This window comes from Pseudomonas sp. NPDC089547, assembly GCF_050280665.1.
Lineage (GTDB): Bacteria > Pseudomonadota > Gammaproteobacteria > Pseudomonadales > Pseudomonadaceae > Aquipseudomonas.
The window spans coordinates 16,568-39,540 of the sequence record NZ_JBNNVS010000007.1 but is presented as its reverse complement, the minus strand read 5'-3'; the positions used below and the strand labels follow the sequence as shown (position 1 = coordinate 39,540).

The window sequence follows — 22,973 nt, the reverse complement described above, 5'->3', positions numbered from 1 at the left end:
CCTGTGATCTTGTTGTGATTGCGTGGCTCAAACCCGGTAGAAATCCCGGTACCAGCCAACGAAAGCGTTAACGCCGTGTTCCAGCGACGTGCCCGGGGTGAAGCCGATCCAGCGTGCCAGTGAGCTCACATCGGCCCAGGTTTCAAGCACGTCGCCTGCTTGCAGCGGCAGGTACTCCCGCTGGGCCTTGATGCCCAATGCATCCTCCAGGCATTCGACGAAGTGCAGCAGCCGTACCGGTTGGCCGCGGCCGATGTTGAACAACTGGCAGGGCGGTTGCCCGTGGGCAGGCTGTGGCGGCTTCAGGCGCAGGCGCAGGATGCTTTCGACGATGTCGTCGATGTAGGTGAAGTCGCGCCCCATCAAGCCGTTGTTGTAGATTTCGATCGGGCGGCCTTCGAGCATGGCGCGGGTGAACTTGAACAGCGCCATGTCGGGGCGCCCCCAAGGCCCGTAAACGGTGAAAAAGCGCAAGCCGGTGGCGGGTAGCCGGTACAGGTGCGCATAGCTGTGCGCCATCAGTTCATTGGCGCGCTTGCTGGCAGCGTACAGCGATACCGGCTGCTCGACCGGGTCGTCGACGCTGAATGGCAACTTGGCGTTGGCGCCGTACACCGAGCTGCTGGAGGCGTAGATCAGGTGGCGTGGTGGTTGCTGGCGGCAGGCTTCGAGCACATTGAGAAAACCCACCAGGTTGGCCTGGCCGTACGCGCCGGGGTTGTCCAGCGAATAGCGCACCCCGGCCTGGGCTGCCAGGTGGATCACCTCGCTGAAAGCCTGCCCGCAGAACAGCTGTTGCAGGTCGGCAGCGTTGGCGATATCGAGGTGCTGGAAGCGGAAATGGGTGAAGCCGGTCAACTGCTGCAGGCGCGCCCGTTTCAGCTCGACGCTGTAGTAGGCATTGAGGTTGTCGATACCAACCACCTCGATGCCCGCCTCGCACAGGCGGCGCGCAAGATGGAAGCCGATGAAACCGGCCACGCCGGTAATCAGTACGGGCATGCTGGCTGCACCTGGCCACGGCCGATACCGTAGTAAGTCAGGCCGGCAGCGGCCATGTGCTCGGGTTCGAACAGGTTGCGCCCGTCGAACACCACGCGGTCTGCCAGCAGTTGCGGCACCTTGTCCAGGTTGAGTACACGGTAGTCCTGCCACTCGGTGACGATCACCAGCGCGTCGGCACCCTCCAGTGCATCGTCCTTGTACGGTACCAGTTGCAGGTCGGTACGCGGGCCGTAGTGCTGCTGTATCGCTTCCATCGCCTGTGGGTCGTGGGCCTGTACCCGCGCTCCAGCGGCCCACAGCGCTTCCAGCAAGACCCGGCTGGAGGCCTCGCGGATGTCATTGGTGTTGGGCTTGAACGACAGCCCCCACAAGGCAAATACCTTGCCGCGCAGGCCATCGGGATAGTGCCGCTGGATCTTGCTGAACAACCGGCCCTTCTGATGCTCGTTGACCGACTCCACCGCCCGCAGCAGTTGCGGCTCGAAGCCTTCCGCCTCGGCGCTACGGCGCAGGGCTTGCAGGTCCTTGGGGAAGCACGAGCCGCCAAAGCCGCAGCCGGCGTAGATGAAGTCGTAGCCGATGCGCGGGTCGGAGCCGATGCCGCGGCGCACCATCTCGATGTCGGCCCCCAGGTGCTCGGCCAGGTTGGCGATTTCGTTGATGAAGGAGATTTTGGTCGCCAGCATGCAGTTGGCCGCGTACTTGGTCAGTTCGGCGCTGCGTGCATCCATCACCATGAGCTTTTCGCGGTTGCGGCTGAAGGGCAGGTACAGCTCACGCAGCAGTTCCACTTCTGCCGGTGCTGCGCCGCCGATGATGATGCGCTCCGGGCGCATGCAATCATCCACGGCAGAGCCTTCCTTGAGAAACTCCGGGTTGCTGATGACCTGGAAGTGGCTGGCTTCGGCGCCAGCCTGGGCGATATGTGTCTTGATGCGATGCACCGTGCCGACCGGCACGGTGGATTTGTTGACGATCACTTTAGGCCCATCGGCATGCTTGAGGATGCTGTCGACCACGGCAAACACATGCTTGAGGTCGGCGCTGCCATCGGCTTGTGGTGGGGTACCCACAGCGATGAACTGCAACCTGGCGTAGCTGGCTGCTTTGCCGGCATCGGTGGTGAAACGCAGGCGACCGCAGGCCAGGTTTTTCTCCAGCATTGGCGCAAGGCCGGGCTCGAAGATCGGGCAGTGGCCGTCATTGAGGGTGGCAACCCGCTCGGCGTCGACATCCATGCACAACACTGAGTGGCCCACCTGGGCCAGGCACACTGCCTGGGTGAGGCCGACATAGCCGGTACCGAAAACCGTGACCTTCATCGTTCAGCTCCTTGATGAGAAAGCTGAAAAAAAATGTCACAGTGTTGTTTAGGAATTGTTACCTGAACGATGAACTCAACGGCCATGGAGTCCGGCCCCGGTGTGTTCCGGGCAGACGATCTAGACTTACCAACAGCTCGCGGTAACACGTTGTACAACGAGCCTAAACCCTTGAACCGACCACCGCCTCCCCGGAGCGGAGTTCCCTCGCTGGCGATGGCCTTCTTGCAGAGGAGGGCAGGTCATGGACGAGGCAAGGCTTCACGATTTCATGGGTAAGCTGGTAGGCGACATGGGCGCCGCAGCGACGCTGGCAAATGTCATTCTGGGCGACGAGCTGGGCCTGTATCGGGCCATGGCAGACAGCCAACCGACCACGCCCGAGGCGCTGGCGGCCAAGACAGGTTGCCACCCACGTCTGGTGCGCGAGTGGCTGAACGCCCAGGCGGCATCGGGCTACATGACGCATGACAAGGGCGTTTTCGTGTTGCCCGAAGAGCAGGCCATGGCGCTGGCACTGGAGGACTCCCCTGCGTACATGGCCGGCGGGGCGGCGGTGATCGCGGCGCTGTTCCATGACAAGGACAAGCTGGTTGCGGCCATGCGCGGTGACGGCGGCCTGGCCTGGGGCGACCACCACCCGTGCATGTTCAGTGGTACCGAGCGGTTCTTCCGGCCAGGGTATCGCACTTTCCTGGTAGCTGAGTGGCTGCCGGCGCTGGAGGGTGTGGTCGGCAAACTGCAAGCCGGTGCCAAGGTGGCAGACGTGGGTTGTGGGCACGGCGCTTCGACGCTGGTGATGGCCCAGGCATTTCCTGCGTCGACGTTTGTGGGCTATGACTACCACGCGCCATCGATCACCACCGCCAACCAGCGTGCGCGAGAAGCAGGGCTGGCGCAGCGGGTGAGTTTTCAGCACGCCAGCGCCAAGGACTACCCGGGGCATGACCATGACCTGGTGTGCTTCTTCGATTGCCTGCACGACATGGGTGATCCGGTGGGGGCCGCGAAGCATGCTTACCGCGCGTTGAAGGCCGATGGCACGGTGATGCTGGTGGAGCCTTATGCCGAAGATTCGCTGGAGGGCAACCTGACACCGGTGGGGCGCTTGTTCTATGCGGCGTCGACGTTTATCTGCACGCCGAACTCGTTATCGCAGGAGGTGGGCTTGGGGCTGGGGGCGCAGGCTGGGGAGGCGCGGTTGCGGGCGGTGTTCGAGGAGGCGGGGTTTAGCCGGTTCCGGCGGGCGACGCAGACGCCATTCAACCTGATTCTGGAGGCCCGCAAGTAGGGTGTAATCCTGTGCTGACCTCTTCGCGGGCACGCCCGCTCCCACAGGATTACCACAGGCCTGAAACTAACGCATAACTTGTGGGAGCGGGCGAGCCCGCGAAGAGGCCGGGCCTGAAAAGCAGAAGGGGCGCCATGTGGCGCCCCCTCTGTTTACCGCTTAGGCTTCAGCATCCCAAGGACGATCGCCTTTTTCATCTTTCACGCGGGTCGGCAGGCCCATCACGTCCAGCGCCTTGAGGAACGGCTCGGCTGGCAGCTCCTCGACGTTGACCATGCGTTTGGCATCCCACTCGCCACGGGCGACCAGCAGGGCAGCGGCCACTGGCGGTACGCCGGCGGTGTAGGAAATGCCCTGGCTGTCGGTCTCGGCGTAGGCTTCTTCGTGGTCGGCCACGTTGTAGATGAAGACTTCGCGCGGCTGGCCATCCTTGGTGCCCTTGACCAGGTCACCAATGCAGGTCTTGCCGGTATAGCCAGGTGCCAGCGAGGCCGGGTCTGGCAGTACGGCCTTCACCACCTTCAGCGGTACCACTTCCAGGCCTTCGGCGGTTTTTACCGGCTGCTCGCTGAGCAGGCCCAGGTTTTTCAGCACGGTGAACACGTTGATGTAGTGTTCGCCGAAGCTCATCCAGAAACGCACGTTCGGCACGTTGAGGTTCTTCGAAATCGAGTGAACTTCATCGTGACCCGTCAGGTACAGGTTTTGCGAACCTACCACGGGCAGGTCGTCGGTACGCTTGACTTCGAACATGGTGTTGCTGGTCCACTGGCTGTTCTGCCAGCTCCATACTTGCCCGGTGAACTCGCGGAAGTTGATTTCCGGGTCGAAGTTGGTGGCAAAGTACTTGCCATGCGAACCGGCATTGACATCGAGAATGTCGATCGAATCAATGCTGTCGAAATACTGCTGCTGCGCAAGTTTTGCGTAGCTGTTCACCACACCTGGGTCGAAACCGACGCCGAGAATGGCGGTAATGTTCTTTTGTTGGCATTCTTCGAGGTGTTTCCACTCGTAGTTGCCGTACCACGGCGGGGTTTCGCAGATCTTGCCCGGCTCTTCGTGGATGGCGGTGTCCAGGTAAGCAACACCGGTATCGATGCAGGCACGCAGCACCGACATGTTGAGGAAGGCGGACCCCACGTTGATCACGATCTGCGATTCGGTCTCGCGGATCAGAGCCTTGGTTGCCTCGACATCGAGGGCGTTGAGCGAGAAGGCCTGGATGTCGGCGGGTACCTTGAGGCTACCCTTGGCCTTGACGCTGTCGATGATGGCCTGGCATTTGGAGATGTTCCGTGACGCGATAGCGATACGACCCAGTTCGTCGTTATGCTGTGCGCACTTGTGGGCCACCACCTTGGCGACACCTCCTGCACCAATGATAAGAACGTTCTTCTTCAATTTACCTTTTGCTCCTTACTTGGATAGCCGGTCTTACGACAGGCTGGAAACGTAGTCTTCGAAACCGAACTCGCGAACAACCTCGACGCTGCCGTCGAGTTGCTTGACCACGATGGAAGGCATCTTCAGACCGTTGAACCAGTTTTTCTTGACCATGGTGTAGCCCGCCGTGTCGATGAACGACAGGCGATCGCCAATGGCCAACGGGCGGTCGAATTGGTACTCGCCGAAAATGTCACCGGCCAGGCACGACTTGCCGCAGACCATGTAGGTGTGCTCGCCGTCGTTGGGGGCCATCTTGGCGTTGAGGCGGTAGATCAGCAGGTCGAGCAGGTGCGCTTCGATGGAGCTGTCGACCACGGCCAGGTGCTTGCCGTTGTACAGCGTGTCGAGCACGGTCACTTCCAGCGAGGCACTGTTGGTGATGGCCGCTTCGCCCGGCTCCAGGTACACCTGCACGCCGTAGGTTTGCGAGAAGGCCTTGAGGCGCGCGCAGAAGGCGTCTACCGCATAGTCTTCACCGGTGAAGTGGATGCCGCCACCCAGGCTGACCCACTCGACCTTGTGCAGCAAGTGGCCGAAGCGTTCTTCGATGTGCGTAAGCATCTTGTCGAACAGGCCGAAGTCGCCGTTCTCGCAATTGTTGTGGAACATGAAGCCGGAGATCTGCTCGATCACCTGTTCGATCTTTGCCGGGTCCCATTCGCCCAGGCGGCTGAACGGGCGGGCCGGGTCGGCCAGCAGGTAGTCGGAGCTGCTGACTTGCGGGTTGACGCGCAGGCCACGCACCTTGCCTTCGGACTGTTCGGCAAAGCGCTGCAGCTGGCCGATCGAGTTGAAGATGATCTTGTCGCAGTTCTCGAGCATCTCCTCGACCTCGTCGTCGGCCCAGGCCACGCTGTAGGCGTGGGTTTCGCCGGCGAACTTCTGGCGGCCGAGCTTGAGCTCGAACAGGGAGGACGAGGTGGTGCCGTCCATGTACTGCTGCATCAGGTCGAACACCGACCAGGTGGCGAAGCACTTGAGGGCAAGCAGCGCCTTGGCACCGGAGTGTTCACGCACGTAGGCGATCTTCTCCATGTTGCTGAGCAGCTTGGTTTTGTCGATGAGGTAGTACGGCGTCTTGATCATTTAAAGGCCCCCGGCCAGGCCGGCCAAAAAAAGGACACGCATTGTGCCTTCACTTGCCGCAGACCGAAAGGGTGCGATACGCATTTCGTCAGGGTTGACGCCGTTGCAAAGGCATTTTTCCGGTTGCGGCGGGCTCAGTAGATCAGGCGCATGTGACTATCGTAATCAGCACCGACAAGTGGCAGGCCTCAATCGGCCTGCTGCAACCACGCCTGAATCTGTTCCAGCGTTGCCGTAGCGCCGCCGCAAACCACCACCAGCACGTTCTGGTATTGCGCCAGGGTGGCCGGTTCATAGGCCAGTGCCAACGCCGCTCCGCAGGCCGGCTCCACCAGCACGCGATGGTCCAGCAGGAACCGCTCGCAGGCCTGCAGCGCTGCGCGATCGCTGACCAGGTGGCTGTGCACCGGGTGCTGCTGTGCGCAGGCCAGCGCCTGGTTTGCGACGCGCTTTGCCCCCAGTGACGTTGCCACTGAAGCAATACGCTCCAGCTCCACCGAATGCCCCGCCTGTATGGCCGCATTCAGCGATGCTGCGCCGTTGGTTTCCACTGCCAGCACCGGTACATCAGCCCAACCATTGCGCTGCAACCCTTCGACCACGCCGCTGAGCAAGCCGCCACCGCCTACCGACAGCACCACCGCGTCGGGCTTCACGCCGGCTTGGGCCACTTCATCGATCAGGCTGGCATGCCCGGTCCACAGCAGTGGGTCGTCAAACGGGTGGATAAAGGCGTCATCCGGGCCGATGAGGGTCTGTGCCAGGGCGTTGGCTTCTTGCCAGGAGCTGCCATGCACCACCACCTTGGCGTCTTCCAGGCGCAGCAATTGCTTGGCCCGCTCTGTGGTGGTTTCGGGCACTACCACGGTTACCGGCACGCCCAGCTTGCGCCCGGCGTATGCCACCGCCAGGCCGGCGTTGCCACCCGAGGACGAGATGAACTGTTTGGCGCCGCGGGCCTGATGCACTTCGCAGGCATGGCCCACCCCGCGCAGCTTGAAGGAGCCGCAAGGTTGCAGGGCATCAAGCTTGAGCCAGACATTGCAGCCGGCGGCCAACGACAGCGGGCGCGATTCGATCAGGGGGGTGTGGATATGCAAGGTCATTGGCTGGCTCCGCGCAATTGTTCAAGGTAGTTGTAAATGGTGTAACGGGTCACGCCCAGGGCACTGGCAGCTTTCTCCACGCCGCCTTTGACGATGAACAGGCCGCGCTCCTGCATGACTCGAACAGCCTCGACTTTGGCCTGTTTGTTCATTCGCCCCTGGCCGGTACGCTGCAGCGAGGCCTGGATGATTTCACTCATCAGCAGTTCCATGTCGGCCGGTTCGCTGACGGTGGGTGTGGCCCCCAATGGCTGTAGCTGCTGGAGAAAACTCATGGCAGCGTCCAGGCCGGTGACATCGGTGTTGACGCAGAGGCTGGCGAAGGGGTGGCCGGTGCTGTCGCGGAAGATGGCGGTGGCACTGCGCAGCGTGCGGCCCTTCAGCGTGGTGGGGTAATCGGGGAGTACCACGGGCTCGCAGCCGCGCTGATCGGCCGAGGCCTGCATCAATGCCTTGAACCCTTGGTCCTGTTCCGGGGCGGCGAGAATCGGGCTGCCGACGCTACGGCCGGAAAGGTGGCCGTTGACGATCGCCACCACGGAGTGCTCCGGGTGGTCCAGGTCGTGCAGGAGGATTTCCATGTTGCGTGCAGCAACGCTACCCAGGGCCTGGATGGCAGCCTTGAGTACGGTGAGGGTGAGGTGGCGTTCTTCGCTGGGGGAGATGGGCATGGCAGATCAATAAATCAACATTTTGTGTATTTTTACACATTAGGTTGAATTATGCGATTTGCTTTTTCAGGCCCATTCGCGGGTAAACCCGCACAGGTACTCCACCGCTCTTGAATGCGCTGCAATACCTGTGGGAGCGGGTTTACCCGCGAATGGGCCGCAAAGCGGCCCCCTTCAGCCCAGAGCCGGGGTCCGTGGCGGGATCATGCGGCGCGAGCCGGTTGCCTCAAAGGCTGCACCAAAGCTCAGCAGCGCATTATCGCTGTAAGCCCGCCCGGCAAAGGTCAGGCCCACCGGCATGCCGATATCGGCCATCACGCCCATGGGCACGGTGACGGTTGGCACGCCAAGATGACGGATTGCCAGGTTGCCGTTGGCCACCCAGATGCCGTTGCTCCAGGCGATGTCTGCCGATGCCGGGTTGACGTCGGCATCCGCCAGGCCCACATCGGCCACGGTGGGGAACAGCACCGCATCCAGACCCAACGTGTCCATCCAGTCTTCCAGGTCCAGCTTGCGGGTCTGTTCCAGGCCGCGCAGGCCGTCAGGCAGGGTTTCGATCTGGTCCCAGGTCTTCAGCCCGCGCTTGGCCATGTTGACGTATTCGTCCATGCCGGCAGCCAGGTCGTCTTCGCGGTTGGGCAGGGTGCCCGGGTCGTGCGGGAAGATCCGTGGGCCGTCGACATCGGCCAGGCGGTTGAGCTTGGGGTCACCGTTGGCACGCAGGAAGTCGTCAAAGCCCCAACCGGACAGTTCCCACAGTTCGTCATGCAGGAATTCCTTGCTGACGATGCCACGGTTGTAAACAGTCGGGGCGCCTGGGCGGTCGCCCTCGCAGTTGGATACCAGCGGGAAGTCCACTTCCAGCACTTCGGCGCCGGCCGCTTCCAGGGCCTGGCGTGCCTGTTGCCACAAGTCGATCACGGTGGCGCGGGTGTTGATGCGCTGGCCGGTCGGGCCACCGATACCTGGCTTCTCGCTGGTGCCCGCTTCGGTGTCGGCATTGATATACATGCGCGGTACGCCAAAGCGCTTGCCCTTGAGTGCGCCGGCATCTACTGCCAGGTCCAGATACGACGCAGGGCGCACAGCCGATGCTGCCGGAATCGGCACCCAAGGCTGCAAGCGCCACAGGTCGCCGCGCTTGTCAGCGTCATCGGCTACCACCACGTCGAGGATTTCCAGCAGGTCGGCCATGGTGCGGGCGTAAGGCACCACCACGTCCATGGTCGGGGTCAGCGGCCAGTTGCCACGCACCGAAATCACGCCACGCGATGGGGTGTAGGCGCACAAGCCGTTGTTGGATGCCGGGCCACGGCCGCTGGACCAGGTTTCTTCGGCCAGGCCGAAAGCGCTGAAGCTTGCAGCGGTGGCGGTACCGGCACCGTTGGAAGAGCCCGAGGCAAAGGGCGCGGTCAGGTAGTTGGCGTTGTACGGGCTTTCGGCGCGGCCATACACGCCGCGCTGCATGCCACCGTTGGCCATGGGGGGCATGTTGGTCTTGCCCAGGCACACGGCACCGGCGGCGCGCAGGCGCTCGATGGTGAAAGCGTCGCGCTGGGCGACCAGGTCCTTGAAGGCAGGGCTGCCGGAAGCAGCAGTCAGGCCTTTGACCAGGTAGCTGTCCTTGGCGGTGTAGGGGATGCCGTCCAGCGGGCTCAGTACCTGGCCATTGGCGCGGCGGGCGTCGGAGGCCTCGGCTTCTTTCAGCGCCTCTGGGTTGCGCACTACCACGGCGTTCAAGGCCGGGGCGGTGTCGGCGCCATCGTAGGCGTCGATACGCGCCAGGTAGGCCTTGACCAGCTCGACCGCCGTCGTGCGGCCCGACTCGAGCGCGTCGCGCAGCTCGGCAATGGAAACCTCGGTTACCTCGATCATGCGTTCACCAAAAAATGTGCAGGTGGGGGCTAATGCGAGGAGTGTACAAGAAGGACCTGGCGGGCGCAGGTTTGCGCAGGAGCAAATGGCTTGATGCAGGCGGGCATTGTTGGCCCGGCAGGGTCTTCCCGCTTTGGGAAGACCGTGGCCGATCAATCCTTCAACCGCACTTCAAATACGGACCCTTTGTCGTCCGCAACCACCAAACCGCTGCCTTGCGCATGTTGTTCTGCAAGCGGCATGTCTGCATTTCGAAAGATGCTACGGCCTTGTTCTCCAGTCTTCAGGGTGACAAGTTTTCCGTTCTGGTAGAAAAATTGCGTGGTGTTGGCATTCTTTTGCATGGCGTGATGTTCCTGAAAGAGTCGTGGTTAGTTGCCGCTTGGGAGTTTCACTTTCCCAGCATTTACCAACCCGTGCCACTGGCAGAATTATCAGGTGCTGTTGCGCACGATGCCCGCAGCAAGACCTTGGTTGATTAGTAACTTCTCGCAACTATCGATAGAATGCAGCGTATCCTCAACGGCCAATTGCAAATGCCTACTTTTCGTATTCTGATCGGCGCTTTGTTAGCCGCCAGCCTTGCCGGCTGCGCAACGCCCGGCAACCCCACTGCCAGCAAGCTGACCAAGAAGTCACCGCAGCAGTATGCCGCCTGTGTCCTGCCCAAGTGGCAAGCGCTGGCGCCCCAGGCCACGCAGAAGTCAATCGCCCATGGTTATCGGCTCACGGCCCCCAGTGCAGTGGCCTCCGACGACGTGCTGGACGTAGTCGATTCTCGCGAGGGCAGCCGCGCAACGTTCTACAAAGGCAGCTTCCTGTCTGGCGACAAGTTGCGCCAGGCGGCCAGGGAATGCCTGGACTGAGCTCAGTAGCCCGAGCCGCTTGAACCGCCCATGCTGGGCAACCGGGCCTTGTGCTGAGCATTGCTCCACTCGGCGCAGGTCATGAAGGCGGTCTTGTCGACCTTGCCGGCGCCGTCGAAGCTTACACTGTAGGGTTGCCGGTTTGCGGCTTTGGTGAGCATGTAGTCATAGCAGGTGCCCGGCACGACGGTGCGGTCCGACTCGGCAGCGGGCTTGCCGCCGATTTGCACGACCTGGTCTTTGCTCATGCCCGTTTCAACATTGGCCACCAGTGGTTGGTCGTGATACTGCGCTGAGCTGGATGAGCAGGCAGACACCGCCGCCACGGCGAAGATCAGTGCGTGTAAGGGTTTGTTCATGACAGTGCCTCACCCTTGATTCGCTCGGCCTTTCATCATACGCCTGTACTGCCTTACCCGCAGTAATGTGCAGCCCTGTTCCAACAACAAGGCCCGCAACGGCGACGCGTGTGCTTTTGGCCTGTTGCCGGCCGCCAGCCGGCGCATCTGCAACTTCACCAGGGCCATGTAAGCCAGCGCGGCGAATGCCTTGCGCTTCCAGCGAATCGGCTGCAGCGCAGCGGTGGCCGCAAGTTCGCCTTTCTGCCAGCGCCGGGGCAGGGTGGGCTCCACGGCCAGGGCCGTGGCAATGCCGGCCATTGCCACACCACTGGCCAGTACCTGCTCGACCACCGGCAGGCGCCGAATGCCCCCGGTTACCATCACCGGCATGGTCGCGATGCTGGCGGTTTCCTGGGCAAACTCCAGGAAATAAGCCTCGCGGGCCAGGGTACGGCCGTCTCGCGCATCGCCCTGCATTGCAGGGGCCTCGTAACTGCCGCCCGAAAGCTCCACCAGGTCCACCGCCAACTCATTCAGCCACAGCACCACCTGGCGGGCATCGGCAGGTTCGAAGCCGCCGCGTTGGAAGTCTGCCGAATTCAGCTTGACGGCCACGCTGAAACCGGGCGAAACCACTTCGCGCACGGCTTTCACCACTTCCAGCAACAGCCGCGCGCGGTTTTCCAGGCTGCCACCCCAGCGGTCCTGACGCTGGTTGCTCAACGGCGACAGAAACTGGCTCAGCAGATAGCCGTGGGCGGCGTGGATCTGCACACCGCTGAAACCTGCTTCTTCGGCCAGCGCTGCGGTACGGGCGAAGCGCTGGATCACTGCGGCGATCTCGGCTTCATCCAGTGGCTTGGGCACCGGGAACAGCCTGGACAGGCCGCCCATGTCCAGGGCGACAGCCGAAGGTGCCACGGTGGGCTGGCCCAGGTTGGCCTGCATCTGCCGCCCGGGGTGGTTGATCTGCATCCAGAACTGCGCGCCATGGGCCCGACCGGTGCGGGCCCAGTCGCGAAAGGGTTGTAGCGGCTGGCTGTCGTCCAGCATCACGCCGCCAGGGCCAGTCATTGCGCCGGGGTCAATCATCACGTTGCCTGTCAGCAACAACCCGGCACCACCTTCGGCCCAGGCCTGGTACAGGCGCAGCAACTTGTCGGAAGGTGTCTGATCCGCGTTGGCCAGGTTTTCTTCCATCGCGGCCTTGGCGATACGGTTGGGAATGATGCTGCCATTGGGCAGGTGCAGGGGCTGGAATGGCGTCATGGCGATCTCCGAGATGGCTACCACGCATCGATTTGCGCAGGCGTGGGCTAGGTTCCCGAGAAGGCTAAGGTTAAAGTCAACTTTAAGGTCAATAGGGGAACGATGCTGAAATGAAAATTGGTGAACTGGCGCGACGTACGGGGCTCAGCGCCTCGCGGATCCGCTTTTACGAAGCCAGCGGGTTGATTGCCGCCCGGCGCCTGGGTAATGGGTACCGGGATTACCCCGAGCAGGTAGTTCGGGCGCTGGAGATCATCACCTGTGGCCAGCAGGCCGGGTTCAGCCTTGAGGAAATGCGCAAGCTGGGCGACGCCTCAGGGGCAACGGAGGCAGGCCATGGCCTGTTGTTGGCGAGCCTCAAGCGCAAGGTGACGGAAATCGAAGCCATGCAACAGCGCCTGGCGCAGAACCGCGCCCAGTTGCTGGCGGTTATTGCCGGTATCGAGGCCAAGCCACAAGGGATGGATTGCCGAACGAATGCCCAGCGTCTGCTTGCCGATTGGCAAACGGGCAATGGTTAACCTGCCAACCATAGGCATCAAGCTGGCTCATGAATAAAGCCGTCTGTCGTGTCGGCAGCTGCATCCTCTATTCCTCACGCAAAGTAGGGGAACTACTCTTTGTACAGGTGGTCCATGAGGGCTGCATCGCACTCTGAACCCCGCCAATCATGGACTCGCGGTCGACTACTGTTCAGTTGGGTAAAGTTAGGTAAAAGCGGCCACGGCACATACACGGATCAGTATTGTGGTTTGTACTGTCCAGTTATAGATGCCATTGATGAACACACTTCCGTCGCAGCCAAGCGCTGAACGCGGGGCGTTCTCCAGTTTCGAGGCGTGTCGCAATACCCGGCAGGGCCCTGTGGTGATTCTTGCCTCCGGCGCCTCTGCCAGGCATTTCCCGCTGGGCGAGTTCGCGCATTTGCCCATCATCGCCATGAACGGCTCGGTCGCCATGACTACCGAACATGGCATCAAGCCTTTCTTCTACGTGTGCACGGACAAAAGCTTCCGCCAGCAACAGCCGGCCCTGTTCGCCACCGCCTTGCGCGACAGCGAACGCCTGGCGCTCTGGCCCGAGCAATATGCCGGTGCCAATGTGCCAGCCAGCACCGAACGCTACGCCCTGCGCAAGGCCGACACCCCAGGCCTGCTGGACGGTTTGCGTGGCCACGGTGACAACTGTGTGTGCAACCGTGCGCTGTGGAGCAAACGGACCCGGTCGATCGCCTTCAGCAAAGACCTGGCATACGGGTTCTTTGATGCCCGGACTGTGGCCTATGTGGCGCTGCAACTGGCGTATCACCTGGGTTTTGAAGAAGTGTTGCTGGTCGGGGTAGACCTGGACCAGACCGTGGGGCGTTTCTACGAAAATGGCCAGGGCCCGTGTTCGCCTTGCGGGCTCGACCAGCATTGGGACAGCCGCATCCTGCCGTCGCTGACGCTAATGGCGCGGGAGGTGGTGAACGAGCACTTCCATGTCTACAACCTGTCGGCCAACTCGCGCATACCCACCGAGTTGATCCCCAAGGTCAACCTCAACGAGGCGCGGCAGATTGCCGGTTGTGCAATTACCTGAGCAAGAAAGCGGGTGCGTGCAGGGCTGTGGATGCGTACAGTACGCCCATCGTAAACAGCCAGGTAAACGCTTATGTCCAGCGCATTCACGCTCATGCAGTCGCCCGTCGGCACCTTGACCCTGGTGGCGCGTGGCGAGTGCCTGGCCGCCGTATTGTGGGAAAACGAACGGGAAAACCGCGTGCGTCTCGGCGCCTTGCACCGCGACGACCAGTGCCCGGTGCTGCGGGAAACCGCTCGGCAACTCGGCGAGTATTTTGCCGGCAAACGCCAGTGTTTCGAGTTGGCGCTGGACTTTGCCGGCACCGCGTTCCAGCGTCAGGTATGGGCCGCGTTGCTGGCGATACCGTTTGGTGAAACCCGCAGCTACAGCGACATTGCCCGGCAAATCGGCAACCCCAGTGCAGTGCGGGCGGTAGGCGCCGCCAACGGCCGCAACCCGATCTCCATCATCGCCCCGTGCCACCGCGTGATCGGTGCTTCGGGCAGCCTTACCGGCTTTGCCGGCGGCCTGGCGGCCAAGCAGTACTTGCTGGCGCTGGAAGGTCGGCAGAGCCTGGCACTGGACCTGTAAGGCGTCAGGCGAACCAGCTGGCGAGCAGGCAGGCCAGTATGGCCACCGCCGACCCGGCCATCAGGGTGTAGTGCCGGTGGGCCCTGCGTGCCTGGGGCCTGACCTCGCGCAGGTACTCGCCGGGTGTCGGCGCATCGGGCCGATGGCGCAACCCTTCGGCCACATCGGCAAGCTGGCCCTGAATCAGCAAGCCGACCAGGTAGTACGTGCCGCTGTAACTCACCAGCGCGATAAGCACATAGATCATGCCGGGTGTGGGTCCAAGGGCAGGGCGCTTGCGCTGGCGTTGCCGGTGTCCAGCAGGATCAGCCCTTCACTGTGGTCATCCAGGCTGGCCAGCAAGCGCCCTTGGCTGTCCCATGCGGCCGAACCGCCGGCACCGATGAAGGTGTCGGCGGGGCCCACGCAGTTGGCCATCAACACCGGCATGCCCAGCTCACGCGCTACATCGGGGTAATGCACGTACCCCTCGCGGATGCCCTTGGTGGTTTTCGCCACACTGACCAGGTACAGGTCCGCGCCAAGCTCGCGGGCAGCGGCCGCGTGCGCCATGAACATGGATTCGTAGCAGATTGCCGGTGCAACCCGGTGCTCACCCACCTGCAGCAACACTGCCTGGTCGCCCGGGATGAAGTACGGCAACTCGTCTTCATGCAGGCGCCGTTTGGCATAGGCCTGGCGGGCAGCCATGGGGCTGAGAATCGGCATGCCGATGCGAATGCCCTCGGGTGTCGGCAACGGCAGGCCTGCGGCCACGGTGATACCAAGCCGGTCACAGGCCGCCTGCAGCGGGTCCAGCCGTGCAGAGCTGACCGGCAGGGCGGTCTGGCGTGCCAGGGTAGGCTCATAGCCCGTCAGCGAAAGTTCGGGGAATACCACCAGCTCGGCGCCAAGGGCCGCGGCTTGCTCGATGCAGGCCAGGTGGCGCTGGAGGTTTCCTTGCACATCGCCCTTGAGCGAAGCCAGTTGTACGGCGCACAGTTTCATTTAAACCCTTCCCTGGTACAGGTTGAAGGGCCGAGCATACTACCGGCACCAACACCTGTACCAGTGAAGGGTTTTTCAGGTTGCCGGGTGCGGGGCGAAGCGCTGGCGGAACCAGTCGTTGAGCATGGCTTTCTCGGCATACAGGCGGTCGCTGCTGCTGGCGACCCTGCCCGGGCGGCTGAGGTACATCTTGTCGCTGACCCGCTCCTGCACCTGCTGGGCGGGCTTGCCCGCTTGGCTGAGGGTGTAGGTCAGGTCGATGGTCGGCCAGGTGATCTCGCGCATGTAGCGCACATCGTAGGCCTGGCTGTGCCAAGGCTCGAAGCGCCCGGCCAGGTCGATATCGCGGATGTCAATGACCAGTTGCTGGCCTGGTTGCAGGTAGCGCTGGCCGAGTTTCTGCAGGTACTGGGTGAGGGTTTTCATCACATAGTCATCGGCGCCACGCTCATAGCCATGGCTGTCCAGGCTGGCATCGCGGAATTTTTCCGGGTGGTCGAAACGCACCTCGACCTGCGCGGCCGGGGTACCTTGTGCCATGCTGTCCAGTGACAGCGCCATGAGCACGGCACACACAAGGGCGGTACGCATGATGCACCTCCGGGGTAGTTGGGGAGTGCTTCCATTTTACGCCCGCCATGGCGCCACCAGCAGAGGAAGATTGTAATGGGACGGTTTCGGCGGTTACTCGCCAATATCCGCGGGCGAGACCTGGCGGTAGGCGATATCCATGGCCACTTCCAACGCCTGGAGCAGTGCCTGGAAGCGGTGGGGTTCGATCCGGCCGTGGACCGCCTGTTCAGCGTGGGTGACCTGGTCGATCGCGGGCCGCACAGCGAGGCAGCATTGGAATGGCTTGCCCGGCCCTGGTTTCATGCGGTGCAAGGCAACCATGAAGCGCTGGCAATCACGCGCGTGCGAGGTGGGCGGCTTGACCTGGACATGTACCGTGCAGCGGGCGGAAGCTGGTTCCTCGACCTGCCGCGGGTCGAGCAATTACGCTACGTGGAACGCTTCGAGCAGCTGCCGATTGCGATCGAAGTGGAAAGTGCGGATGGTTTGGTAGGCCTTCTACACGCCGACAGCCCGTTTGCCGATTGGGCTGCATTACGTAGTTGGCTGGAACTGGAGCTGGACGACGACCCCAAAGTGCGGGAAGTGTGCCAGTGGTCGCGCCGCCGGCTGAAGGAAGGCGATACCCAGCCAGTGCAAGGCCTGCGCGCCTTGCTTGTCGGGCATACACCGGTGCTGGAGCCCAAGCTGCTGGGCAATGTCTGGCACCTGGACACCGGTGGTTGGGCCAGTGGCCACTTCAGTTTGATGGACATGCGCATGCTGAAACTGCTCAGCCCCGCGCCAGATGTATCACCAGCACCAGCCCCAATGCCACCAGCATGACGCCCGAGGCTCGCTCCAGCCACGGCAGGCTGCGGGCGAAGCGTCGCAACACCCGCTGGTTGCCGATGGCCACGGCAACCAGCAAGTCCCACAGCAGCACAATGCTGAACATCCAAAGGGCGTAGGCGGTTTTCCAGCCGGCGCTGGCGCTGGCAACCATGCTCGCCAGGCTGGCGTAGAACAGTGCATTCTTGGGGTTGAGGATGCCAGACAACAACCCCATGCCCAACCCACGCCACCAGCCTTGCACCTGCGGATTGCCCGCGACCATGCTCAGTTGGGTTTGCCCGGCATGGCGCAAGAACAGCATGCCGATGTACAGCAGGTAACAGGCACCGGCCAGTTGCAGGGTAGTAAACAGCACGCTGCCTTCCTGCAGTACGGCCAGGCCGGTGAAGGCCATGGCAATGAACGCGCCATTGGCCAGGGCTATCCCCAGGCAGGCGCCGCTGGCAAGCCGCCAGCCGCTGGTGATCGAGCTGCGCGCGACCAGGAAGAAGTCCGGGCCGGGCGAGAGCAGGGCGAGGAAGTGGGCGAGGGCGATGATCAGGAATTGTTGCATTGGGGCTGCTCAGGCGTAAAAACCGCACTTTGCCCCGCCCGGGCCACAGCGTATTGAACAATATTGCAGGCTATCAACGGCCCCGGTATTGCCCCGGTGTCACCCCTACATGGGCCTTGAATACCCGCTGAAAATGGCTTTGGTCCGCAAACCCGAGCTGGTAGGCCACTTCTGCCAGCGCTTGCCCTTCACCGAGCAACTGCCGCCCACGGTTGACCCGGGCATTGAGCAGGTAGGCGTGCGGGGTAAACCCGGTGGCGGTGCGGAACGTACGGATGAGTTGGTAGCGGCCAAGCCCAGCCTCGCGGGCCAGCACCTCCAGGCTCAACTGCGCAGGGTCCTGGCTTTCGAGGTGCGCGATCAACCCGCTCAATGCTGTGGCGCCCAAGGCAGGGGCTGCTGCCAGCGGTGCATGAGCGGCAAAGTCCAGGTCACCGAGAAAGGTAATCAATGCGGCATCTTTCTCACTGTTGCTGGCGCTGGAAAACAACAAGCTGTTGAGCTCGCAGAACTGTCCATACACCGCCGCTTCCCGGCAGATACGTGCCGGCTCACAAGGGCCGGCGCCGCCCAGCCCCGACTCTTGGCGCAGCTGGTTGAGCCATTCGGCATCCACATGCAGCATCTGGTAGCTCCAGGGCTGCCCAGGTTCGGGGTTGCAGGCATGTACGCGGTGGGCCGGCACCAGCACCAGCGTACCGGGCGTCAGGCGTTGCTGCCCGTGTGCGGCGCCGCTGAAATGACTATGGCCGGCATCCACCGCGCCGATGGAAAACGTCGGGTGGCTGTGGGCCTTGTAACAGGCCCGGCTATGGCAGGCACGGCGGCTTTCTACATGTGGGAGTGCCGGGTCGCGCCATAGCGCGTTTTGCGAACGGAGCATCTCAAGGTCCTCGGTGGCACCGCCAGCGTAACAGCTGGCGTGTACCCGTACAGTTTTTATCGCTGGCTGTAACTTGACCGCAAGGCCCCGCAACCGCCGAAATAGACAGCAGTTGCCAAAGGAAAACAACAATGGACCTTTCAAGCCTGCTGCTCTTCATTCCCGCCTGCTTCGCTTTGAACATGGCGCCGGGGCCGAACAACCTGCTGTCGTTGCACAATGCCAGCCGCTATGGCCTGCGCACCGCCTGCGTGGCCGGTGGTGGGCGCATTATCGCTTTCAGCGGCATGATCGCCCTGGCGGCCATGGGCCTGGCCGTGGTGCTGCACACCAGCGAATACCTGTTCCTGACCATCAAGGTGGTGGGTGCGGCGTATCTGTTCTATATCGCCTGGCAACTGTGGCGGGCACCGGTGGGCGAGGCCGTGGTGGCAACGGATCACCCGCGTGGCACCTGGCGCCTGGCACGGCAGGAGTTCTGGGTGGCAGCCGGTAACCCCAAGGCCATTCTGATCTTCACCGCTTTCCTGCCGCAGTTCGTATCGGTCGGTAGCGCCACCCCGGTGAGCGAGCAATTCCTGTGGCTGGGCGTGCTGTTCCTGCTGCTTGAATGGGCCGCCATTGCCATTTACGCAGGCTTGGGCGCCTACATGCAGCGCTGGTTCAGCCAGCCTGGCCCACGCCGCTTGTTCAACCGGGTCAGCGCCTCCCTGCTGGGCTGCGCCGGGCTTGGGTTACTGGCAGCACGACGTTAAGAAAAATCAAAACTCTGACTATGATCGTGGAAAAATGTACTGGCGCGCATCAATCTGGCCTGTACTGGGTTTGATTAAACAGTCTCTGCTGACGCGGTTTGAGTTGACCTTGCATTGAGTGCAGGCATTTGCACTCAATGCCTTCTGATGCTACTTCTTGCGTCTGTCGTGGCTGTTGCATCTGGATAGAATGTGACAGGTTTGAAGTTTTCATGAGTGAAGATGTTGACAAAGCCGTCGAATGAATTTTTTGTTCTGCGCGGGATTTTTGTTCTCGCCGCCACCACTACCCCCTTATATGAGATGGCTGGCTGGCCGGTAAGGTTAGCCCACTCCTGTGCAGCTGGCGTTTTATTGAAAATGGACGTGTCGGCCCCTCTGCATGAAACAAGATGAGTAGGGTAGCTGTCGACGGGGATGTTATTGTTTTTCATCGCCTGATACACTTTCTTGGCAGCATGGTATGGGCCATATTTTTTTCCCAGTTGTCCGGCTCCGTTGCCATGAGCCACAATGGTGATTATAGCGCCTGCTGGAACTTTATCTGAGGCAACTGTGAACACCCTTAGCCCCTTTATCAATTGTATCTTGCCTTTGAATGCAAGTGGGGGGCTAATCGGCAAGCCAGGGCCACGACCCGATGGATCTGATAGATTTATCGGGTCGCCGAGGACAAACGCATAGGCATTTATACCCCCTACCCCAAATGGGCTTTCTGTGTCAGCGCGTTCAAATCGTTTTAGCACTGGGTTGTAACGTCGATAGCCATTTCCAAAAAAATAACTGCCATCAATACTGTTGGGGTGTTCACCTTTGAATGAGATGATACACCTTTGGTTGTTGTGGGAGTAACCATATGAACAATAAGTCATGCGTCTAGCGAACTCGGTGCGGTTGTGCATGTTTCATCCATCCCTAGGCCGAGTTATTAAAATCTATTCTAAATCGGACCGTTACCAAAGCGTTCACAGGGAGGAACAGTAGTACAACCCTTCTGTGTGACGCGTAACCTCAGAACTGCCAGCGCACCCCCACGTTCACGCCGCTGGCTTCCTGCTGGCGGCTGTCCAGGTTGGCGGTGTACTGCACGCCGCCGTGCAGGCTCAGTGCCTCACTGACCTGCGCTACCACGCCGCCTTCCAGTTGTGCCGAGGTGTAGCGGTAGTCGGTCTTGATCTTGTCGACATCATCGAAGGTCAAGGTATCGCGGCCACCATCACCGTGCCACAGGTTGACTTGTGCGTAGGGTTGCAACAGGCGCCCGCTACTGCCCGTGAACGCACCTTCCAGACGCACGCCCAACCGCCCGGTCAACTCTACCTGGGCGTCATGACTGATGCTCGAGACACTGTCGCTTGCGCTGTCGAGCGATACTTTTTGCGCAATCAGCTGGGCTTGTGGCTCCAGGGTCCAGCGTTCGGACAGGGCGATGGGGTAGCCGGATTCCAGCGAGGCTGTCCAGGCGTGGCCATCGATGTCGAGTTTGTCGCCGCGATCCGAGCGGGCGCGGCCATCGAGGTGGGTGTACTGCAACACGGTATCCAGGTACGCGCCCTGCGGCCCGACCAGTGTCCAGTAGGCGCCCACGCTGTCGCCGTCGAGTTTCAGATCGCCGACGCTGCGGTCCTGAACGGCCAGGGCAAAGCCTTTTACGTCGGCGTCCAGGCGACTGTGGCTGACGTACAACCCGACATGCTGGCGATAGCCGTTGTCACCCACCTTGGCGTACAGGTCCTGGCCGACTTTGAATCCGTACAGGTCGCCATCCAGGCTCGGGCTGACCGTGCCGCTCCATTGCTGGCGCAATGTGCCGCCGTAGGCCTGGCCCCAACTGGCGGGCAGGCCGCCTTCGCCTTTGAGCAACTGTTGGTCGCCCTGGCGTTGGTGGAAGGTGCCCAAGGCCTGACGGGCGATGATCGCGGCGCCTCTTGGGGCTGCGGCGTAAACCGGGACTTCCGGGCGGTACAGGGGCAAACTTTCGCCTTGCACGGGGGCCGGCAGTTCGACCTGGCCGGGTGCCGGCGCCGCAACCGGTGGCGTTTGCGCCGGGGCGATCACCGGGGGCTCCCCCGGCTCGGTTGGCTGAGTTGGCGTTTCGGGTACAGGGGCCGGGGCGACCACCGTCGAGCGCAGGTACCAGCTGTTTTCGCTACCGGCGGTTACGCCGCCTTTGAACAGGCGGTAATCGTATGCGCCAACCGACAGTGTCTGTGTCTGCACGAAGGCAGTGGCAGTACTGGTGGCGCCGTCGCGGGCCTCAACGACCTGGATGCCATTCTGGGCAGTCGCTGCACCCGTGCCATTGAGGTTGTTGATGAGTAACTGGGTAGAGCCGCTGATGGCGCCCCGGCTGACCACCAAACGGTCGGAGGCGGCGTCATCGCCTGCCAGCACACTGTTCAGGCGCAGGGTGCCGTTGTTGCCGGTGTAGTCACCCTGGATGGTCAGCCGGCCCTGGGCGTCATTGCCACGGCTCAGGTCGATGGTGCCAGCGTTTACAACCGATACCTTGTTACCCGTCTGGGCACTGGTGATGCTGCCCTGGCGGCTGATCAGCGAGCTGTCTGCATCGATCAGCAAGGTGCCGGTGCCCGTGGCGGGGATTACGCGTGGTTGCTCGGCGCCCAGGTCGCCCAGGGTGAGAGTGTCGTCGAGGGTCAGCTGGCTGCCTTGGTTGAGGCTGATGGATTCCCAGTTGACGTACAAAGCACCTTTGCCAACCTTGCTCTGCTCGAATGCAAGCGTGTCCGTGCCAGTGCCGCCGTCCAGGGTAACGGTCGAGTTGCTGAGGTCGAGGGTGCGGACAGTAGCTGTGTCGTTACCGTTTTCCAGGATGACCCGTTTGCCGATCTCCCCCCCAGTCCAGGTAAACACATCATCATCGTTGCCAGTGCGTATTTCGCCTTTGAGCGTGCCGCCGCTGATGGTGATCTTGTCTACGCCGCTACTGGTGCTGATATCACCGCCGATGGTGCCGCCGGTCATGGTGATTGTGTCGTTGCCAAGGCCACTGACGACGTTGCCAACTACAACGGTTTCAATCCCGAGTTTCTGGGACATGGTTAGCACGTTGTCAGCGAGCTTGAGATCTATTCGGCCAATGCTGCCGCCTTGGAAGTCGGCGATGTCCCCGTCTTCAAATGCACCCGTAATAGTGCCGCCGGTCATGGTGAAGTTGTCCATGTCGCCGCCTTGGTTCAAGGAACCTAGCGTGCCTGCGGACATTGTGAAGGTGTCGACACCATTGCCTTGTTGCAATGACTGAACCGTTCCGCCACGGATCTCGAACGTATCCGCGTCGTTGGTTTGCACAAGCGCGCCCAGGGTCTCACCGGGGGTAACCGTCTGGGATTGGGAGTGAGCCAGTAAAGGCAGTGTCAGCAGCGGCAATGCAACAGGCAGTAGCAAGCGGTGGCAACGCATAGGCAGGTCTCCGTGTCCATTGAAGGGTCCACTACCTGAAGCGTCGCTTCGGACCTGCCTGTGTTGTAAGTAATGTGCCGTGACGGGACAACTGGCAAAAATGTCAGGTGGCCTGCTGATATCAATCGCGGTAGAACGTTTGCACCAGGTGGTAGCCGAACTTGCTTTTGATTGGCCCATGCACCACACGCAGCGGCTTCTTGAAAATCACCTGGTCGATGGCACCGACCATCTGGCCCGGGCGAATTTCGCCCAAGTCACCACCGCGCTTCCCCGAAGGGCAAATGGAGAACTTCCTGGCGAGCACGTCGAAAGCCTCGCCGTTGGCGATGCGCTGCTTGAGCTTTTCGGCTTCGTCAGCGGTCTTGACCAGGATGTGGCGGGCTTGGGCTTTCATGGGGTACCTGTGCTTCGTGGCGCAAAAAAGGGGCGCATTATGCCTGATTCATTCGCTTTGAAGCGATTGGGTGCTCTTTGTAGGAGCGGCCTTGTGTCGCGATGGGCCGCAAGGCGGCCCCAGATTTTCA

At 61.8% G+C, this 22,973-nt stretch carries 25 protein-coding genes; 7 read left to right on the top strand and 18 right to left on the bottom strand.

The genetic code is table 11. The features are described from left to right. Positions 1–27: 27 nt before the first annotated feature. Together ACQKPZ_RS07070 and ACQKPZ_RS07065 are read right to left on the bottom strand one after the other, a co-directional pair. On the bottom strand, positions 28–1,002 hold the full coding sequence (locus ACQKPZ_RS07070) for an NAD-dependent epimerase (protein ID WP_427536446.1): 975 nt from the start codon (positions 1,000–1,002) through the stop codon (positions 28–30). After that, positions 990–2,327 (bottom strand): UDP-glucose dehydrogenase family protein, encoded by a 1,338-nt coding sequence (locus tag ACQKPZ_RS07065; RefSeq protein WP_427536444.1) that lies wholly within the window; start codon positions 2,325–2,327, stop codon positions 990–992. Before ACQKPZ_RS07065 ends, ACQKPZ_RS07070 begins: the two co-directional genes overlap by 13 nt. 244 nt (positions 2,328–2,571) lie before the next feature. Here ACQKPZ_RS07065 and ACQKPZ_RS07060 point away from each other — a divergent pair, with 244 nt between their 5' ends. After that, the gene (locus ACQKPZ_RS07060) at positions 2,572–3,618 is read left to right on the top strand and encodes a class I SAM-dependent methyltransferase (RefSeq protein ID WP_427536442.1); all 1,047 of its coding nucleotides are present in this window, start codon (positions 2,572–2,574) and stop codon (positions 3,616–3,618) included. A 159-nt stretch (positions 3,619–3,777) separates the two neighbouring features. On the opposite strand, the gene ACQKPZ_RS07055 is transcribed toward ACQKPZ_RS07060, so the two are convergent. The 6 genes from ACQKPZ_RS07055 to ACQKPZ_RS07030 all read right to left on the bottom strand — a co-directional run bounded on the left by ACQKPZ_RS07055 (position 3,778) and on the right by ACQKPZ_RS07030 (position 10,152). After that, complete coding sequence (locus tag ACQKPZ_RS07055) at positions 3,778–5,022, bottom strand: saccharopine dehydrogenase family protein (protein WP_016394970.1); 1,245 nt, start codon at positions 5,020–5,022, stop codon at positions 3,778–3,780. A gap of 33 nt (positions 5,023–5,055) precedes the next feature. Beyond that, on the bottom strand, positions 5,056–6,153 hold the full coding sequence (locus ACQKPZ_RS07050; protein WP_060493713.1) for a carboxynorspermidine decarboxylase: 1,098 nt from the start codon (positions 6,151–6,153) through the stop codon (positions 5,056–5,058). 188 nt (positions 6,154–6,341) lie between these two features. Then, positions 6,342–7,259: a pyridoxal-phosphate dependent enzyme gene (locus ACQKPZ_RS07045; RefSeq protein ID WP_427536440.1), complete on the bottom strand. Its 918-nt coding sequence runs from the start codon at positions 7,257–7,259 to the stop codon at positions 6,342–6,344. Beyond that, positions 7,256–7,930, bottom strand: coding sequence for a helix-turn-helix transcriptional regulator (locus ACQKPZ_RS07040; RefSeq protein WP_427536438.1), 675 nt, complete (start codon positions 7,928–7,930; stop codon positions 7,256–7,258). Before ACQKPZ_RS07040 ends, ACQKPZ_RS07045 begins: the two co-directional genes overlap by 4 nt. Before the next feature lie 174 nt (positions 7,931–8,104). After that, complete coding sequence (locus ACQKPZ_RS07035) at positions 8,105–9,808, bottom strand: amidase (RefSeq protein ID WP_427536436.1); 1,704 nt, start codon at positions 9,806–9,808, stop codon at positions 8,105–8,107. Between the two features lie 152 nt (positions 9,809–9,960). Continuing rightward, positions 9,961–10,152 carry a hypothetical protein gene (locus ACQKPZ_RS07030; RefSeq protein ID WP_427536434.1) on the bottom strand — a complete coding sequence of 64 codons (192 nt, stop codon included), beginning with the start codon at positions 10,150–10,152 and terminating at the stop codon, positions 9,961–9,963. Between the two features lie 162 nt (positions 10,153–10,314). Here ACQKPZ_RS07030 and ACQKPZ_RS07025 point away from each other — a divergent pair, with 162 nt between their 5' ends. Further along, positions 10,315–10,674, top strand: coding sequence for a hypothetical protein (locus ACQKPZ_RS07025; protein WP_427536432.1), 360 nt, complete (start codon positions 10,315–10,317; stop codon positions 10,672–10,674). A gap of 2 nt (positions 10,675–10,676) precedes the next feature. Here the strand turns inward: ACQKPZ_RS07025 and osmE are convergent, their stop codons facing one another. Together osmE and ACQKPZ_RS07015 are read right to left on the bottom strand one after the other, a co-directional pair. Further along, the gene (osmE, locus tag ACQKPZ_RS07020; RefSeq protein ID WP_427536430.1) at positions 10,677–11,033 is read right to left on the bottom strand and encodes an osmotically-inducible lipoprotein OsmE; all 357 of its coding nucleotides are present in this window, start codon (positions 11,031–11,033) and stop codon (positions 10,677–10,679) included. A gap of 9 nt (positions 11,034–11,042) precedes the next feature. After that, a complete protein-coding gene (locus tag ACQKPZ_RS07015) occupies positions 11,043–12,284 on the bottom strand; it encodes an NADH:flavin oxidoreductase/NADH oxidase family protein (protein ID WP_427536428.1) in 1,242 nt (413 codons plus the stop codon). A 110-nt stretch (positions 12,285–12,394) separates the two neighbouring features. On the opposite strand from ACQKPZ_RS07015, the gene ACQKPZ_RS07010 reads away from it, so the two are divergent. From ACQKPZ_RS07010 to ACQKPZ_RS07000, 3 genes are all read left to right on the top strand, one after another. Continuing rightward, positions 12,395–12,805, top strand: a complete 411-nt coding sequence (locus ACQKPZ_RS07010) for a MerR family transcriptional regulator (protein WP_427536426.1) — start codon at positions 12,395–12,397, stop codon at positions 12,803–12,805. Positions 12,806–13,064: 259 nt separating this feature from the next. Continuing rightward, positions 13,065–13,865 (top strand): lipopolysaccharide biosynthesis protein, encoded by an 801-nt coding sequence (locus ACQKPZ_RS07005; RefSeq protein ID WP_427536424.1) that lies wholly within the window; start codon positions 13,065–13,067, stop codon positions 13,863–13,865. 72 nt (positions 13,866–13,937) lie between these two features. After that, positions 13,938–14,438: a methylated-DNA--[protein]-cysteine S-methyltransferase gene (locus tag ACQKPZ_RS07000; RefSeq protein WP_403203316.1), complete on the top strand. Its 501-nt coding sequence runs from the start codon at positions 13,938–13,940 to the stop codon at positions 14,436–14,438. Positions 14,439–14,442: 4 nt separating this feature from the next. Here the strand turns inward: ACQKPZ_RS07000 and ACQKPZ_RS06995 are convergent, their stop codons facing one another. From ACQKPZ_RS06995 to ACQKPZ_RS06985, 3 genes are all read right to left on the bottom strand, one after another. Beyond that, entirely contained in the window at positions 14,443–14,685 is a 243-nt protein-coding gene (locus ACQKPZ_RS06995; protein WP_427536422.1) for a hypothetical protein, read from the bottom strand. Continuing rightward, the gene (locus ACQKPZ_RS06990; protein ID WP_427536420.1) at positions 14,682–15,425 is read right to left on the bottom strand and encodes a carbon-nitrogen hydrolase family protein; all 744 of its coding nucleotides are present in this window, start codon (positions 15,423–15,425) and stop codon (positions 14,682–14,684) included. The genes ACQKPZ_RS06995 and ACQKPZ_RS06990 overlap by 4 nt, the downstream gene beginning before the upstream one ends. Positions 15,426–15,500: 75 nt before the next feature. Beyond that, on the bottom strand, positions 15,501–16,016 hold the full coding sequence (locus tag ACQKPZ_RS06985) for a DUF3016 domain-containing protein (protein ID WP_427536418.1): 516 nt from the start codon (positions 16,014–16,016) through the stop codon (positions 15,501–15,503). Between the two features lie 75 nt (positions 16,017–16,091). Here ACQKPZ_RS06985 and ACQKPZ_RS06980 point away from each other — a divergent pair, with 75 nt between their 5' ends. Beyond that, a complete protein-coding gene (locus ACQKPZ_RS06980; RefSeq protein ID WP_427536416.1) occupies positions 16,092–16,823 on the top strand; it encodes a metallophosphoesterase in 732 nt (243 codons plus the stop codon). Here ACQKPZ_RS06980 and ACQKPZ_RS06975 read toward each other — a convergent pair. Together ACQKPZ_RS06975 and ACQKPZ_RS06970 are read right to left on the bottom strand one after the other, a co-directional pair. Then, complete coding sequence (locus ACQKPZ_RS06975; RefSeq protein ID WP_427536414.1) at positions 16,771–17,385, bottom strand: LysE family translocator; 615 nt, start codon at positions 17,383–17,385, stop codon at positions 16,771–16,773. The genes ACQKPZ_RS06980 and ACQKPZ_RS06975 overlap by 53 nt on opposite strands. Positions 17,386–17,458: 73 nt before the next feature. After that, positions 17,459–18,268: a helix-turn-helix domain-containing protein gene (locus ACQKPZ_RS06970; protein WP_427536412.1), complete on the bottom strand. Its 810-nt coding sequence runs from the start codon at positions 18,266–18,268 to the stop codon at positions 17,459–17,461. 131 nt (positions 18,269–18,399) lie between these two features. Between ACQKPZ_RS06970 and ACQKPZ_RS06965 the strand changes: the two genes are divergently transcribed. Then, positions 18,400–19,023 carry a LysE family translocator gene (locus tag ACQKPZ_RS06965; protein WP_427536410.1) on the top strand — a complete coding sequence of 208 codons (624 nt, stop codon included), beginning with the start codon at positions 18,400–18,402 and terminating at the stop codon, positions 19,021–19,023. A 134-nt stretch (positions 19,024–19,157) separates the two neighbouring features. Here the strand turns inward: ACQKPZ_RS06965 and ACQKPZ_RS06960 are convergent, their stop codons facing one another. The 3 genes from ACQKPZ_RS06960 to ACQKPZ_RS06950 all read right to left on the bottom strand — a co-directional run bounded on the left by ACQKPZ_RS06960 (position 19,158) and on the right by ACQKPZ_RS06950 (position 22,843). Next, on the bottom strand, positions 19,158–19,925 hold the full coding sequence (locus tag ACQKPZ_RS06960) for an RHS repeat-associated core domain-containing protein (RefSeq protein WP_427536408.1): 768 nt from the start codon (positions 19,923–19,925) through the stop codon (positions 19,158–19,160). A 109-nt stretch (positions 19,926–20,034) separates the two neighbouring features. Beyond that, positions 20,035–22,446 carry an autotransporter outer membrane beta-barrel domain-containing protein gene (locus ACQKPZ_RS06955; RefSeq protein ID WP_427536406.1) on the bottom strand — a complete coding sequence of 804 codons (2,412 nt, stop codon included), beginning with the start codon at positions 22,444–22,446 and terminating at the stop codon, positions 20,035–20,037. Between the two features lie 121 nt (positions 22,447–22,567). Beyond that, positions 22,568–22,843: a peptidylprolyl isomerase gene (locus ACQKPZ_RS06950; protein ID WP_167061156.1), complete on the bottom strand. Its 276-nt coding sequence runs from the start codon at positions 22,841–22,843 to the stop codon at positions 22,568–22,570. Between the last annotated feature and the right edge of the window lie 130 nt (positions 22,844–22,973).

Excerpts from the sequence above, each read along its gene's own strand:
- ACQKPZ_RS07070 (WP_427536446.1), bottom strand. The coding sequence starts at position 1,002 with ATGCCCGTACTGATTACCGGCGTGGCCGGTTTCATCGGCTTCCATCTT.
- ACQKPZ_RS07065 (WP_427536444.1), bottom strand. The coding sequence starts at position 2,327 with ATGAAGGTCACGGTTTTCGGTACCGGCTATGTCGGCCTCACCCAGGCA.
- ACQKPZ_RS07060 (WP_427536442.1), top strand. The coding sequence starts at position 2,572 with ATGGACGAGGCAAGGCTTCACGATTTCATGGGTAAGCTGGTAGGCGAC.
- ACQKPZ_RS07050 (WP_060493713.1), bottom strand. The coding sequence starts at position 6,153 with ATGATCAAGACGCCGTACTACCTCATCGACAAAACCAAGCTGCTCAGC.
- ACQKPZ_RS07045 (WP_427536440.1), bottom strand. The coding sequence starts at position 7,259 with ATGACCTTGCATATCCACACCCCCCTGATCGAATCGCGCCCGCTGTCG.
- ACQKPZ_RS07040 (WP_427536438.1), bottom strand. The coding sequence starts at position 7,930 with ATGCCCATCTCCCCCAGCGAAGAACGCCACCTCACCCTCACCGTACTC.
- ACQKPZ_RS07035 (WP_427536436.1), bottom strand. The coding sequence starts at position 9,808 with ATGATCGAGGTAACCGAGGTTTCCATTGCCGAGCTGCGCGACGCGCTC.
- ACQKPZ_RS07030 (WP_427536434.1), bottom strand. The coding sequence starts at position 10,152 with ATGCAAAAGAATGCCAACACCACGCAATTTTTCTACCAGAACGGAAAA.
- ACQKPZ_RS07025 (WP_427536432.1), top strand. The coding sequence starts at position 10,315 with ATGCAGCGTATCCTCAACGGCCAATTGCAAATGCCTACTTTTCGTATT.
- osmE (WP_427536430.1), bottom strand. The coding sequence starts at position 11,033 with ATGAACAAACCCTTACACGCACTGATCTTCGCCGTGGCGGCGGTGTCT.
- ACQKPZ_RS07015 (WP_427536428.1), bottom strand. The coding sequence starts at position 12,284 with ATGACGCCATTCCAGCCCCTGCACCTGCCCAATGGCAGCATCATTCCC.
- ACQKPZ_RS07010 (WP_427536426.1), top strand. The coding sequence starts at position 12,395 with ATGAAAATTGGTGAACTGGCGCGACGTACGGGGCTCAGCGCCTCGCGG.
- ACQKPZ_RS07005 (WP_427536424.1), top strand. The coding sequence starts at position 13,065 with ATGAACACACTTCCGTCGCAGCCAAGCGCTGAACGCGGGGCGTTCTCC.
- ACQKPZ_RS07000 (WP_403203316.1), top strand. The coding sequence starts at position 13,938 with ATGTCCAGCGCATTCACGCTCATGCAGTCGCCCGTCGGCACCTTGACC.
- ACQKPZ_RS06995 (WP_427536422.1), bottom strand. The coding sequence starts at position 14,685 with ATGATCTATGTGCTTATCGCGCTGGTGAGTTACAGCGGCACGTACTAC.
- ACQKPZ_RS06990 (WP_427536420.1), bottom strand. The coding sequence starts at position 15,425 with ATGAAACTGTGCGCCGTACAACTGGCTTCGCTCAAGGGCGATGTGCAA.
- ACQKPZ_RS06985 (WP_427536418.1), bottom strand. The coding sequence starts at position 16,016 with ATGCGTACCGCCCTTGTGTGTGCCGTGCTCATGGCGCTGTCACTGGAC.
- ACQKPZ_RS06980 (WP_427536416.1), top strand. The coding sequence starts at position 16,092 with ATGGGACGGTTTCGGCGGTTACTCGCCAATATCCGCGGGCGAGACCTG.
- ACQKPZ_RS06975 (WP_427536414.1), bottom strand. The coding sequence starts at position 17,385 with ATGCAACAATTCCTGATCATCGCCCTCGCCCACTTCCTCGCCCTGCTC.
- ACQKPZ_RS06970 (WP_427536412.1), bottom strand. The coding sequence starts at position 18,268 with ATGCTCCGTTCGCAAAACGCGCTATGGCGCGACCCGGCACTCCCACAT.
- ACQKPZ_RS06965 (WP_427536410.1), top strand. The coding sequence starts at position 18,400 with ATGGACCTTTCAAGCCTGCTGCTCTTCATTCCCGCCTGCTTCGCTTTG.
- ACQKPZ_RS06960 (WP_427536408.1), bottom strand. The coding sequence starts at position 19,925 with ATGCACAACCGCACCGAGTTCGCTAGACGCATGACTTATTGTTCATAT.
- ACQKPZ_RS06955 (WP_427536406.1), bottom strand. The coding sequence starts at position 22,446 with ATGCGTTGCCACCGCTTGCTACTGCCTGTTGCATTGCCGCTGCTGACA.
- ACQKPZ_RS06950 (WP_167061156.1), bottom strand. The coding sequence starts at position 22,843 with ATGAAAGCCCAAGCCCGCCACATCCTGGTCAAGACCGCTGACGAAGCC.